The organism is Flexistipes sp. (assembly GCF_036172515.1).
Classification (GTDB): domain Bacteria; phylum Chrysiogenota; class Deferribacteres; order Deferribacterales; family Flexistipitaceae; genus Flexistipes.
The window spans coordinates 218,448-232,607 of sequence record NZ_JAXKVW010000001.1 but is presented as its reverse complement, the minus strand read 5'-3'; the positions used below and the strand labels follow the sequence as shown (position 1 = coordinate 232,607).

The window sequence follows — 14,160 nt, the reverse complement described above, 5'->3', positions numbered from 1 at the left end:
AAATTTATCAAGAAAACACGTTACTACCTTTAAATTGTAAACTTTGAATCATTTAATTATTCAAGTTTCGCACTTACACTGTTTTTGCGTCTTTGTTCACCCTGTTAAATATCAGCTTCGCTGATTGCCTGTGGCATTTAACAGGGCAGGGAGTGAAAACGACGAAGCAATCTCTCTATTTTTCTTGTTTTGAGATTGCCACAACCCTGTTTCCACAGGGTTTCGCAAGGATGCCTATGGCTAGCACCAGTCCTTTAGACTGGTAAATATGTTTAACATTCTATATATTCGCTAGAAGCGAATGCTAGACAAAGCGAAGTGCAAAATTTGATTTAATTATTATACACTTGACCACTTTTTCGGCTTTCATTGTTATTCAGCCGGAATTGACAGCAGCGGAATCTGCTTGCCGTCCGGCATAAACAAAAACCTCGTGTTATAGTTATTATCGATTCTTATTTTATGTACATATCTTTCAACAACAGGCAACTGAATACTTTTGATGGAGCTCACATATAAGTTGTCTTTATTTTTAAAAAATTTAGTTTCAAGATACTGAATCATGTCATAACCGATATACGCCTTAAAGGAGGGTTGTTTGCCGTATACTTCTTCATATTTTCTTTTAAATGTTCTGCTTTCTGCATTATATACAGTATCAATATATGTGTAGATGTTCACATCCCCAAAATAACCGATAAAATTCTCATTTTTATACATTCCTGTGTACATATCCGTAACAAGGAATATTTCAGTTTCATTGTTGTCAGGGGAAACAAACCGAACCAGCGGAACAAACGAAGTCATAGACTCTTCTCTTCCTATTCCAATGAAACATCTCGTTGTCACAGTTTCATTATCCGGCTTCTCATATAAATGCTTAAAACCTTCCGTCTCATAGTTGCTGATACTAACATTGTCATAGAATTTCATCAGCCGCTGTTTGGTATATTCACCTGCCCTAACAAATCTGTCGTTTACACCAATCACAAACTCTGTGCATCTGCTGAAATCCGTATCATGGAGGAGCTCATCGATTGCACTTTGATAGTCTATTTTAAAACTTATCTCTTCATCTGCCACAACACTGAGATTTTCCACATCAACAGCTGCAATGTTTTTCGTCTGATTATCCATGCTTATTATCTCTGTCCTGTTGTTCCGGCTTGCTGCCAAAAGCATCCCTTTAAAGGCCGGGTTATCAAAATTGCCGTTTAGCGCAATAATTTTCAATTTTTCTCTTTTCGGCTGTTTTTCTTTAACAATATTTGCCTTTTTTTCTTCCGCCTGCTTCACTGTTTCTTTGCTTTCAGTTTTTTGTTCTGTTTTCTCTTTCTCCATGAAAACGGGGATGTCTGTACGCTTAATACAGTATGCTTTTCCTTTCTCGCATGTTTGTCCGATTATATAACTGGTTATCTCCCCGGGTTTTTTAATTTTGGCAAGGATGCTTTCCATTTTTTTCTCATTTCCAAAAAATTTGTACTGGGACGCCAGCCAGAGATATGCCGCATTGTTCAGCCCCTGATTATCTGTAGGTGCAGTATTTTCTAAAATTAACAGGCTGTTTTCATCCTGTCCCTGCTTATAATAATAGCCTCCGAGTAGTATCTTGGCCTTATTTTTTATTTCAGTTTTATAGTTACCCCTTATTATATCAATCAGCTTTGTTTCGTCATTCGGCTCTGGTGCTTTAGTAATAAAGTAGTCAACAGAAAAAGATGCTGCCCCCGGGGGTGCAATCACATCATTTTTTTTAGCACAGCTAAAAAGAAAGCTAAATATAATTAATAATGGTATAAGTCCTCTTAAACGGATTTTCCACTCTGACATTTTCGAACCTCATGTTTTTTTTCTTAATCAGCTTATCAGCATCCTTGATTTCTTCAAAGACATTTTCGCCTTTGTAAAAGAGCCAGCATGATGTTTCACGTGAAACACCCGTTGTCCAATTGAGTATATTTTTTATTTTCCCTACGCCTCGGGAAACTATCAGATCACATGCCGGTTCTTTTAGATTTTCCACTCTGCTGTTTATCACCTCAACATTTTCCAGATGTAAATCTCTCACCAATTCTACCAAAAAATCGCATTTTTTACGAATACTTTCAACAAGATAAACAGTGGACTCTGGATTAAACAGTGCTATTACAACTCCGGGGAATCCACCCCCGCTTCCCACATCCATAACTGTTTTGAACTGAAAATCATATATGTTAAAAATATAAATACTGTCCAAATAGTGCTTAACAAAAAACTCGTCCTTATCCTTTATTGAAGTAAGATTGTGGACAGAGTTCATATGTTTCTCATAAATAATATTAAGTTTATTTTCTATTGGTGTATCAACAGTTATCCACTTATTTAGATCCATTTCCCCTTACCATCTTCTCAATATGAATATGCAAAAGTGATAGTGCGGAAGGGGTAATACCCTTTATCCTGCTTGCCTGCCCTAGTGTTGCCGGTTTTACCCTGTTAAGCTTTTCAACATATTCTGCTCTTAAACCTTTTATATTGGAGTAATCTATACTCTGTGGTATCTTCACATTCTCAATCTTCCTGAACTTATTGACCTCATCCTGCTGCTTTTTTATATAACCTTCGTATTTTATAGTAATCTCGGCTTCCTTTTTCACCTCTTCAGAATAATCCTCTTCAAGAAAGTCGCCAATATCATCAATTTTCACTTCAGGTCTTTTTAAAAAGTTATACAATGATACAGGGTTGTTAAGATTTATGTCTTTCTCAAGAAAATATGATTTTGTACTACCGTCGGGCTTAAGCATTACGTTTTTCAGTTTTTGAATAAGCGCATTTAACTGATCCTTATCCTTTACAAAGCGCTCATACCTTAATTTGCTGACAAGTCCAAGATCATATCCTTTTTTCAGCAGTCTGTATTCAGCATTGTCCTCTCGCAGCAACAGCCTGAATTCCCCCCTGGAGTGAAAAACGCGATAAGGCTCATCAACTCCTTTTGTTACCAAATCATCTATCATAACTCCTATATAACTTTCGTCCCGGTTCAGGATAAATTCCCTGCCATCGTAGCTGAGAACGGCATTTACAGCTGCCATATACCCCTGAACTGCCGCCTCTTCATAACCCGTAGTACCGTTAATCTGTCCGGCAAAATACAGGCCTTTTAAATTCTTTGTTTCAAGTGTAAGACGCAGTGCGGTAGGTTGCACAAAATCGTACTCAATAGCATAGGCCGGGCGCGTGAATTCAACCCTTTCCAACCCTTTTATGCTTCTGTATAATTTTAGCTGCACATCAATGGGCAAAGATGACGAAAGTCCGTTAGCATAGTATTCTTTACTCTGTAAGCCCTCTGGCTCAAGAAAAATCTGATGCCGGGTTTTTTCAGGAAACTTCTTCACTTTATCCTCAATAGATGGACAATATCGCGGTCCTATTCCAGTAATTAACCCTGCATATAAGGGTGACCTGTGCATATTCTCCCTGATTATTTGGTGAGTATACTCATTAGTAAAAGCGATATAGCAGGATCGCTGCGGCAGTTTATGACCATTGGTTTCAAATGAAAAGAAGGAAGGATTGCAATCTCCCCTTTGTTCCTCAAAACTGTTAAAATCAATTGATGACTCATGGAGCCTTGCAGGCGTTCCTGTTTTAAGTCTTTCGAAATTGAATCCATAATTTTTAAGTGAATTTACAAGCTGCTCTGAGGAAAATTCATTGGCTCTTCCGGCTTTATATCTTTTCTCACCGATATGAATCAAACCGTTTAAAAAAGTACCTGTGCACAGAATGACTCGCTGAGAATAAAAGTTTTGTCCATAATCTGTCACAACACCTTTCACACCGGAGCCCTCTGCCAAAATATCAACAACAGCGCCCTGTTTAACATCCAGCAGAGGTGTTGTGGTTAATATTTCCGTCATATACTCCCGGTATTTTGCCTTATCAGCCTGTGCCCGTGAGCTTCTGACTGCAGGGCCTTTTTTAGTATTAAGCACGCGAAACTGTATGCCTGTATTATCAATGCATTTTGCCATTTCACCGCCCAGTGCATCCAGATCCCTTACCAAATTACCTTTTGCCAGTCCACCAATAGCGGGATTACAGCTCATCTGGGCTATCGTTTCCATATATATTGTTAACAATAACGTTTTAGCTCCCATTCGGGAGGCAGCCAAGGCTGCTTCACAGCCTGCATGTCCAGCCCCGACAACAATCACATCATAACATGCTTCATTCTTCACCATTCCATTCACCTCTTTTGAGTCAGACATATATAATATATAATTTATAAAATTGAAAACAGAAATTCAGACTTTTTACCATTGTGACGCTTTTAAATATTTACCCTAATATCGATTAAACGCTATGGCAATAAAAGGGGTTAGAGATGACTTAATAGTAATTTTACAATTCAATATATACTTATTAATCTGGAGCGAATATGTAAAATCCAACACAAATATAGACTCAAGAATGGAGCAAATTTACCAGGCATCAGTTAATGTTAGGCGGGCTGTGCAGGATTTAACAGAATCAAGAAATTTGTACAATGTGCTTTTTTGTGTTTTGGAAGTGGGTAGCACCAGCCGGAGGCTGGTAACTATATTGTGTATCACAAATTTATCGGTCTTCGACCGATGCTAGTGGAATACATTACTTCAGTCCCGCAAGCCTGTAAACACTGAAGTACAAAAAAAGATCTGCCCGGCTAAAGCCGCGCTTCCTGATTTATGCAAAGCTCTCGAATCGACCATAAACACCTTCTCTGCACGAATTAAGCGTTACCGTGATAAATGTTTATTTTTATGGAAGCTTAAATATCCAATAATGTTTCACGTGAAACATTATAGAATTATTTGCCAAGGCAGAACTTCTCAAATATATTGTCCAAAATCTCCTCGGTATATTTCTCCCCGGTAAATTCAGAAACAATATCCAGAGCCATCCCCATATCTATAGATATCAAATCCAGATGCTCGGAAATAATTTTGTCCTTAACGGAGATTAAAATATCATAAAGATTCTTAAGTAAAACAACATGTCTCTCAGTAGTAATAACTTCACCGGAATACAGATCAGAGTCATCAGAACATACTCTGTTATAAATCATATCCTCTAACAGCTTAAAATTGGTTTTGTATTTTGCAGATACAGATAATTCAACAAGAGATTTTGCAGAACCGGATACATCCCCGGCCAAATCATCTTTGTTACCTAAAACAATACGGTTTTTATTCTCAGTCATCCCAAGAATTTTTCTGTCTTCAGCGTCAATTTCATTAGAAAGATCAAAAACAACCAAAACAATATCGGCATCCTGGATTTTGTCGCGAGCCTTTTCGATACCTCTGCTTTCAATAGCATCACCGTCTCCCCTAAGACCTGCTGTATCCATCAATCTTACCGGAATGCCCTTTATACTGATAACTTCCTCAATAAAATCCCTTGTTGTTCCGGGTATCTCAGAAACTATCGCACGCTCCTCTTCAAGCAGACTGTTTAACAGTGAAGATTTCCCCACATTTGGCTTGCCGACGATAACGATTTTTAAGCCTTCTCTCTGATATCTGTATTTTTTATATGACTCTATAAGTTTTGAAATATCGTCAAGTACATCAGAAATTTTTTGAGTTACGAAATCAACATCATGATCAGATAGATCATCTTCGGGAAAATCAACATACGCCTCTATTACACTGCTTATATCCACAAGTGAATTTTTAATATCAATAACTTTTTTTGACAATGACCCCTTCAGCTGTCTGAAAGAATAATAAATACCTTTATCCGTTTTACTTTCAATTAAACTGGCAACAGATTCTGCCTGGGTTAAATCAAGTTTGCCGTTAAGAAACGCACGCTTTGTGAATTCTCCGGGCTCCGCTGCTCTTATGCCTTTCTCATATATTACAGAAAGAGCCTTGCGGACAATTTGAGGATTACCATGGAAAGAAATTTCCAGGACATCATCACCCGTATACGAAGAAGGTGATTTGAAAAAATAAAAAACAACTTCATCCAGCACAGAGCCGTCTGAATCTATAAAACTGCCTGTATAAACATGTCTATATTTTATATTACCTCTCTCTAAGTGCTTTCCACCGGGTAATATAAGGTTATCAGCACAGTCAAAAGCTTTTTCCCCTGAAATTCTAAGCATAATAACTGCCGAAGTAACAAGAGGTGTAATTGGTGCTACAATAGTGTCCATTATGCGTTCATACGTATTTTAAAAGATTTCAGTGTATTATACAATAACATCGTAATTGTCATAGGGCCAACGCCCCCAGGCACAGGAGTAATATAGGACGCTTTTGTGCGTACGCCTTCAAAATCAACATCTCCTATTATCTTGCCATTAAGCCGGTTCATCCCCACATCCACAACTACAGCGCCATCTTTGACAAACTCTGAAGTAATAAGATGTGCTTTGCCTGCGGCAGCAACAAGTATATCTGCCTGATTTGTAATCTCACACATATTTTTAGTTCTAATATGACATATAGTGACTGTGGCATTTTTTCTCAGCAACAGAGAAGCCATTGGTTTACCAACTATATTACTGGCACCAACCACAACTGCATGTTTTCCGTCAGGATTTATATCATACTCCTGAAGTATTTTAATAACACCGTAGGGAGTACATGGGAACAGCGTGTCAGCACCAATATTCAGTAAACCCACATTATAAGGATGAAATCCGTCTACATCCTTAGCAGGGTCTATAGCCAAAAGAACATTTTCCTCATCAATATGATCGGGTAAAGGAAGCTGGACGAGTATTCCATCTATACTCTCATCGTTGTTATATTCCTCAATGAGCCTGAGCAATTCTTTAGTAGTTACAGAAGAATCCAGTTTTTTTACAACGGATTTGAAACCGACATCCAAACATGCTTTTTCTTTCATTCCCACATATAAATTGCTGGCATAATCTTCACCAACCAAAATCACTGCAATGCCGGGTATTCTACCAAAACGTTTTTTAAGAGAAGGCACTTGCTCCCTGAAACTGTCCTTAAATTTATTTGATAAGGCCCTGCCATCAAGCAGCTTGGACATCTATACCTCCTTAACCACAGCAAAAGAAACTATATAATCATCTCCGGTATTCATAAGTGTTACACCCTGAGTATCACGGCTCAATACAGATATCTGAGATACTCCTATGCGAATTATTTTACCGCTTTTTATAATAAGCATTACATCATCGCTTTGTCTGACCTGTTTTGCACCGCATATCTTTCCGGTTTTTGAAGTAACTTTTGACAATTTAATACCCTTGCCGCCCCTTGATTGTAATCTGTACTCATTAACAGGGGTGCATTTTCCGTAACCGTTTTCAGTCACTGTAAGAAGATAAGGTGCACCGGATGCAATCTCCATTGAAACCACCTCATCATTTTTTGCCAAATCAATACCTTTTACACCGGTTGCATTTCTTCCCATCGATCTGATGTCATTTGCTGAAAAGTGAATGGCTTTGCCCTTTTTCGTGGCAATCAAAATATTATCATCATCAGAAACAAAATCAGTGGAAACAATTTCATCTCCATCCCTTAACTTTATTGCTATTATCCCACTTCTGCCGCTTTTAAAGAGACTTACGGGAGAACGCTTTACAAGTCCCTTTTTAGTTCCGAAAACAATATCCTTCTCCTCAACATTATCTGAAACAGAAAGCACAGAAGCGATGAACTCATCCTCTGAAAAGTGTATGAAATTTGAAACATGTCTGCCGCGGGTTCCCGGAGCAGACTCGGGAAGCTCGTAAACTTTGAGAAAATAAATTCGACCGAGATTAGTAAAAAACATCAGCTTGGAGTGGTTAGAGGAAACGATAAGCCTCTCAATAAAATCGTCACCTTTACTCAGCGCACCGGATTTGCCTTTTCCACCGCGTTTTTGTGCGGAAAAAGAGTTAAGAGGAGTTCTTTTTATATATCCATTGTGTGTGATAGTAACTACAGCTTCATCATCAGGGATAAGATCCTCAATATTAATCTCTTCAGAAGATGCAGATATTTCAGTTTTCCTTTTATCGCCGTATTTCTCCTTAATTTCTGACATTTCTTCATAAATAACATCTTTCAGAACATTTTTATTAGTAAGAATATTTTTGAAATACTCTATATTTTGCAAAATATTTCTATATTCATCCTCAAGCTTTTCAATTTCAAGGCCGGTAAGCTTCTGAAGTCTCATATCAAGAATAGCCTGAGACTGTGTATCACTAAAATTAAACCGCTCGATTAGTCTTGATTTTGCATCCTTTCCGTCAGCAGAGCCGCGAATAATTTTTATAACTTCATCAATATATTCAACGGCAGTTTTCAACCCTTCAAGAATATGCAGGCGATTTTCTGCGTTTTTAAGAAGGTATTCGGTTCTTCTGGTAACCACAACAACTCTGTGCTTGATAAATTCTTCCAATATCCTCAGAAGAGAAAACGTTTTCGGCTTACCCTCAACAAGTGCCACCATATTAATACCAAAAGACGTTTCCATTTGTGTATATTTGTAAAGCTGGTTTAAAACAATATCAGGGTGGTCACCCTTTTTAATTTCTATAACCACTCTGATACCGTCTCTGTCGGACTCATCCCTTAAATCCGTAATGCCGGTAATTTTCTTATCTCTGACTAGTTCTGCAATCTTTTCTATAAGATTAGCTTTATTCACTTGGTAAGGAAGTTCGGTAACAATTATCCGCTCTTTACCGCTTTTTGTTTCTTCAATATTTGTGCGTGCTCTGACTTTTATGGATGATCGACCTGTCAAGTATGCATTTTTAATATCTGATTTACCCATTATAATGCCTGCAGTGGGAAAATCAGGGCCTTTTATAAATGTAAGAACGTCCTCAGCAGTGTAATCATCATTTTTAAGCATATACTGCAATGCATCGATTACCTCTGTAAGGTTATGAGGTGGAATATTTGTAGCCATCCCCACAGCAATCCCGCTGCCTCCGTTAACCAGCAAATTAGGAATTTTAGTGGGCAGAACAACGGGCTCACTAAGAGAACCGTCATAATTATCGATAAAATCAACAGTATTCTTATCAAGATCTGTCAGCATTTCCTCTGCAATCCTGGCCATTCTTATCTCTGTATATCTCATTGCAGCAGGGGAATCCCCATCTATTGACCCAAAGTTGCCCTGACCGTCTATAAGCGGATAGCGCATTGAAAAATCCTGTGCCATACGGACAGCTGTATCATAGACTGCTGCATCTCCATGAGGATGATATTTCCCGATAACATCACCAACAATCCTTGCAGATTTTTTATAAGGCTTGTTATGAACTATGCCCATTTCATTCATTGCAAAGAGAACTCTTCTGTGAACGGGTTTTAGTCCATCCCTCACATCAGGCAGAGCTCTGCCGACAATCACGCTCATTGCATAGTCGAGATAACTTTCTTTAATAGAGTCTTCTATACTAAGCTCTATAATCCCCTTTTTTTTCATTTTTCACCCATGTTAAATATCAATATTTTTAGCTTTCAGAGCATTTTCTTCGATAAATTCCCTTCTTGGTGCAACAATATCACCCATCAGCAGTGAAAAAAGTTCATCTGCAGCTTCAGCATCTTCAATTTTCACCTGATAAAGGGATCTCCGCTCAGGATCCACAGTCGTTTCCCAAAGCTGCTCAGGATTCATCTCGCCAAGACCCTTATAACGCTGAATAGAAAGTCCTTTTTTCCCTCTTTCCTCAATAAAGGTTATAAGCTCTTTTACATTATCAAATGTTTTTACATTACCGCTAACTGTTACCTTATAAGGTTTGCTTCCCAGCTCACTTACGAACATTCCAAGCCTTCTCAACTCTTTAAACTCAGGAGTGCCCATAAACTCCGTATTAAATACAAAGCGCTTTGTTTCGCTTTCCACTACAATATTGTATCTGTCAAACTCATAATTATATTCAATTTCCGTGTTTTTATACTGTTCAAAAGCACCCTTATCTTTTAGATACTGAAAAAGATTTTCTATGAAACCTTCCTGGGAAAAATTAGAGGCATTTAATCCTTCATAAACAGCAAGTTCGGACATCAAAGGACGGTATAACCCCTTACGTGCAAACTTATTTAAAAGATCATCGTATGCAAGTAGATTTTTAAAAACCTCTTTATATCTGTGTTCGGGAAGTTCGTCAATTTCAATATCCACCAAGCCTGAATCCAGAAGAAAATCTTCCATTTCCTCTTCATCGTGAATATATCTTTCCATTTTTCCTTTTTTGATTTTATAAAGAGGGGGTTTGGCGATATATAAATAACCCCTTTCTATTATCTGTCTCATATACCTGAAAAAATAAGTAAGCAGAAGTGTTGTTATGTGAGCTCCGTCCACATCAGCATCAGTCATTATAATGATTTTATGATATCGTAATTTTTCAATATTAAAATCATCTTTGCTGATACCTGTTCCAAGGGCTGTAATAATACTCTTTATTTCATTGTTAGACAAAATTTTATCGTATCTGGCCTTTTCCACATTCAGGATTTTACCCTTAAGCGGTAAAATTGCCTGAAATTTCCTATGCCTGCACTGTTTTGCAGAGCCCCCTGCAGAATCTCCCTCAACTATAAAAATTTCAGATTTGGAAGGATCTTTTTCCTGGCAGTCAGCAAGTTTACCCGGCAAAGTTGAAACTTCAAGAGCATTTTTTCTTCTTGTCAGTTCTTTGGCTTTTCTTGCAGCCTCTCTCGCCCTGAATGCCTGTATAGCTTTATCAAGTATCCTTTTTACAATAGACGGATTTTCTTCCAAATAATCTGTAAGATAATTATACATAACATTTTCAACAGCAGTTTTGGCTTTGGAGGAACCCAACTTACCTTTGGTTTGCCCCTCAAAAACAGGTTCGTTCATTTTAACTGACAAGATAGCCGACATCCCTTCCCTTATATCATCACCGGTAAGATTAAATTTTTCTTTAAGGAGGCCGTGTTTATTTACAAATGAGTTAAAAATTTTCGTATATGCTGCTTTAAAGCCTGCTTCATGAGTTCCGCCGCCGTCTGTATGTATATTGTTTACAAAGGAATAAATTGCTTCATTATACGAATCATTGTATAAAAGTGAAATTTCCACAAGAATATCTTCATATTTGCCCTGAATATAAACGGGCTCGTCTATAAGAAGTCCTTTGCTTTTATTGAGATATTTTATATAACTGACAATCCCGCCTTCAGCAAAGAATGTTTTGGATTTATCGTCTTTTTCATCGGATATGGCTATTTCCACACCGCTGTTTAAAAAAGCAAGTTCTCGGAATCTGCGGGCAAGTGTTTCATAAGAAAATTCTGTTGTTTCAAAAATCAGAGGATCAGCTTTAAATGTAATTTTTGTACCGCTTTTGCTTGTTTTCCCAATTTTATCAAATTCACAAACAGGTTTACCTCTTTCATACTTTTGGTAGTATATCCCGCCGTTTCTCCTCACTGTTACTTCCAAAAACTCAGACAGCGCATTAACAACAGAAACCCCAACCCCGTGAAGTCCTCCGGAAGCGTAATACGCACCTGAGTTAAACTTTCCTCCGGAGTGAAGTGTAGTCATTACCACTTCCACTGTAGGCTTTCCTGCAACCGGATGATTCCCCACAGGAATACCTCTTCCATCGTCTTCAATGGTAATGCTGCCGTCAATATGCAGAGTAACAGAAATTTTACTGCAAAATCCGGCCATAGCTTCATCTATAGAGTTATCAATAACTTCAAAAACCAAATGATGAAGCCCTTTTGTATCGGTGGAACCAATATACATTCCAGGCCTCTGTCTAACCGGATCGAGACCTTCCAGAACCTTAATACTGGCTTCGCTGTAATCCTTATTTAATTCCATTATATCCCCCGCGGATAAAAATATATCACCCGCCCGTAATTGTTTTTCACCAGCCTAAAAGGCTGATAAATATGTGAAACATATTATTTATAAAGCAATGTTTTTTGCGTCTTTGAAATACCTGTTGCTAACACCTGTAATGAATGTCTGGTTTTTCCCAAGTAATCCCTTGAAAAAATTTATTCTGGAACTATCCAGACCAACCTCAAGATCGTCTAAAATGATTATTATACCACTATTTAAAAATTCTTCAACTATTAAAACAGAAGTGAATAGTGAGCAAAGAGCAAATGTTTTCTTCTGTCCGAAACTTGCAAACGATTCATACTTTTTGCCGTTGTAAAAGACATAAATTCTGTCCAGATGAGCTCCGCTTAAAACTCTTTTTTTTGCTTTCTCTTCATTAATCTTTTCAATGTCAACCGGTGCTGGCTCGTATATAAAATAAAAGTTTTCTATTTTACCGGGAACATTATTATAAAACTCCAAAATTTTGTCGTTGATTTGATTTACTACATATTTTCTGGATTTCTGTATATCTGCTGAAAAATTATACATACTTTCTGTTATGGATTCGAGATATCTGTGATCCGGATGATTATGATAAAGATAGCTCTTTTTGATTCTCAGAAGCTTGTTGTAATTCTTAAGGTTATTAAAATGAACCTTATTTGTATAAAAAGAAATTTTATCCAAAAATTTACGTTTTTTTTCCTGATTTTCACTTATAAGTCCTTCATTTTCAGGAGAATAAACAAGAACAGGGTAGTTAAATATATAATCTTCGACCCTTTTTATTTTCTTATTGTTTTCATATACAAAACTTCCGTTGCTATATTTAAATTTTATATTGTACAGATATTCATCATAGTCATAAAAATTACGCATGACGTTAGTTTCTATGAAAAAATTGTCAGAATTGAAATTCACAAGGTGTTTAAGCTGAGACTGCCTGAAACTTTTTAAATTTAAAGCTGTGGAAATGCCTTCAACAATACTTGTTTTGCCGGCGGCGTTTGCACCTTTTATATAATTGATATTTTTAGAAAAGGACAGATTTAATTCTTTATGATTTCTAAAATTCAAAAGAAACAAATTTTGTATGAGCACTTTTTTTAAAAATTTACCTCTAATATCTGTCTATTGATATAGCAACAAGCAGATATTGATATTTACCGTTTTCAGGTACTATTATTGCCGGATTTTTTCTTCCAATCATTTTTATTGTGAAAAATTCCGAATCAATATGATTTATAATTTCCAGCAGAAGTTTTGAATTAAATATTATATCAATTGATTCACCTTCTAATTCAACACCGTCGATTATTTCATTCCCCTGACCATATTCGGTTTCAAGGCTGAATATATTTAAAGCGTTTTCATTAAAAGAGAGTACTATACCTCTGGAAACTTCACTTGTAATTGTGGAAATTCTTCTGACGACCTCCTCAAACTGCCTTGTTGGAATTCTTGCTGATATGGGATAATTTGTTTTAAAGAGAGAACCAATGTTCTTGATAAATTTTTCGATAAGCTTTGAATAAACAACAATATTATCTATTTTAAACTGTACCTGTTTTTTATCGGTTTCAATTTCGACTTCATCATCCAAATCCAGAAGTTTAGAGACCTCAATGGCTGTCTTTTTGGGGATATTTATGGTAAACTCATCACTGAATTCCTCGTCAAATACAGTTTCCGCTGTTGCTATCCTTTGGAAATCAGCTGAACCTATTTCAAGTTTGTTGCCGAATACTTTAAAATGAGCACCGGTATATTCTGTTTTTGATGGATCGTTTGATATGCAGAAAATTGTTTTCTGCAGCAGTTTTTCAAGAGATCCACTCTTCATTTTTATTCTGTATTCAGGGGTTATAGGTGTCATTGTGGGAAAAAATTCCGGTTCTATTGTGGAAAGTGTGAATTTTGACTTCCCGGAGGTAAGTTTCAACTTGCTTCCGTCATATTTAAAATCTATTACAGCTGCATTTGGAAGTTCTTTTATAATATCGTGTAATTTTTTGCATGATACAGTTGTTGTGCCTGTTTCTTCAATATTTGCTTTTATTTTGGCTGAAAAGCCCATGTGGGTATTGGATGCCTTTAATTGGATTTCCTCTTCTTCAGCTTCGATAAGTATATTTTCCAGTATTGTATTAATTCCTTTGGAACTTGTAAAATTGTTTGCATGTTGAATTAACGGAAGAATATTTTCTTTAATTATGCTGAATTGCATATGAGCTCCTATTAATTTATTTAATATAATAAATAGTAGTAATAATAGTAAAGTATTTGGAAAATGTTGACAAG

9 protein-coding genes are annotated in these 14,160 nt (G+C 36.8%); all 9 read right to left on the bottom strand.

The annotated features are described in order from the left end of the window. Positions 1–372: 372 nt before the first annotated feature. The 9 genes from UMU13_RS00995 to dnaN all read right to left on the bottom strand — a co-directional run bounded on the left by UMU13_RS00995 (position 373) and on the right by dnaN (position 14,086). On the bottom strand, positions 373–1,833 hold the full coding sequence (locus UMU13_RS00995; protein WP_328216430.1) for a hypothetical protein: 1,461 nt from the start codon (positions 1,831–1,833) through the stop codon (positions 373–375). Continuing rightward, positions 1,778–2,374: a 16S rRNA (guanine(527)-N(7))-methyltransferase RsmG gene (gene rsmG / locus UMU13_RS00990; protein ID WP_328216427.1), complete on the bottom strand. Its 597-nt coding sequence runs from the start codon at positions 2,372–2,374 to the stop codon at positions 1,778–1,780. Before rsmG ends, UMU13_RS00995 begins: the two co-directional genes overlap by 56 nt. After that, entirely contained in the window at positions 2,361–4,235 is a 1,875-nt protein-coding gene (gene mnmG, locus UMU13_RS00985; protein ID WP_442902121.1) for a tRNA uridine-5-carboxymethylaminomethyl(34) synthesis enzyme MnmG, read from the bottom strand. The genes rsmG and mnmG overlap by 14 nt, the downstream gene beginning before the upstream one ends. Before the next feature lie 608 nt (positions 4,236–4,843). Beyond that, positions 4,844–6,202, bottom strand: a complete 1,359-nt coding sequence (mnmE, locus tag UMU13_RS00980; RefSeq protein WP_328216424.1) for a tRNA uridine-5-carboxymethylaminomethyl(34) synthesis GTPase MnmE — start codon at positions 6,200–6,202, stop codon at positions 4,844–4,846. Beyond that, the gene (gene folD / locus UMU13_RS00975) at positions 6,202–7,053 is read right to left on the bottom strand and encodes a bifunctional methylenetetrahydrofolate dehydrogenase/methenyltetrahydrofolate cyclohydrolase FolD (RefSeq protein WP_328216422.1); all 852 of its coding nucleotides are present in this window, start codon (positions 7,051–7,053) and stop codon (positions 6,202–6,204) included. Before folD ends, mnmE begins: the two co-directional genes overlap by 1 nt. Next, positions 7,054–9,465 (bottom strand): DNA gyrase subunit A, encoded by a 2,412-nt coding sequence (gyrA, locus tag UMU13_RS00970; RefSeq protein ID WP_328216419.1) that lies wholly within the window; start codon positions 9,463–9,465, stop codon positions 7,054–7,056. Positions 9,466–9,477: 12 nt separating this feature from the next. Beyond that, positions 9,478–11,850, bottom strand: a complete 2,373-nt coding sequence (gene gyrB, locus UMU13_RS00965; RefSeq protein ID WP_328216417.1) for a DNA topoisomerase (ATP-hydrolyzing) subunit B — start codon at positions 11,848–11,850, stop codon at positions 9,478–9,480. A gap of 87 nt (positions 11,851–11,937) precedes the next feature. Next, entirely contained in the window at positions 11,938–12,960 is a 1,023-nt protein-coding gene (gene recF / locus UMU13_RS00960) for a DNA replication/repair protein RecF (protein WP_328216414.1), read from the bottom strand. Between the two features lie 19 nt (positions 12,961–12,979). Then, positions 12,980–14,086 (bottom strand): DNA polymerase III subunit beta, encoded by a 1,107-nt coding sequence (dnaN, locus tag UMU13_RS00955; RefSeq protein ID WP_328216411.1) that lies wholly within the window; start codon positions 14,084–14,086, stop codon positions 12,980–12,982. Positions 14,087–14,160 lie beyond the last annotated feature (74 nt).

Excerpts from the sequence above, each read along its gene's own strand:
- mnmE (WP_328216424.1), bottom strand. The coding sequence starts at position 6,202 with ATGGACACTATTGTAGCACCAATTACACCTCTTGTTACTTCGGCAGTT.
- UMU13_RS00995 (WP_328216430.1), bottom strand. The coding sequence starts at position 1,833 with ATGTCAGAGTGGAAAATCCGTTTAAGAGGACTTATACCATTATTAATT.
- gyrA (WP_328216419.1), bottom strand. The coding sequence starts at position 9,465 with ATGAAAAAAAAGGGGATTATAGAGCTTAGTATAGAAGACTCTATTAAA.
- dnaN (WP_328216411.1), bottom strand. The coding sequence starts at position 14,086 with ATGCAATTCAGCATAATTAAAGAAAATATTCTTCCGTTAATTCAACAT.
- rsmG (WP_328216427.1), bottom strand. The coding sequence starts at position 2,374 with ATGGATCTAAATAAGTGGATAACTGTTGATACACCAATAGAAAATAAA.
- gyrB (WP_328216417.1), bottom strand. The coding sequence starts at position 11,850 with ATGGAATTAAATAAGGATTACAGCGAAGCCAGTATTAAGGTTCTGGAA.
- folD (WP_328216422.1), bottom strand. The coding sequence starts at position 7,053 with ATGTCCAAGCTGCTTGATGGCAGGGCCTTATCAAATAAATTTAAGGAC.
- mnmG (WP_442902121.1), bottom strand. The coding sequence starts at position 4,235 with ATGGTGAAGAATGAAGCATGTTATGATGTGATTGTTGTCGGGGCTGGA.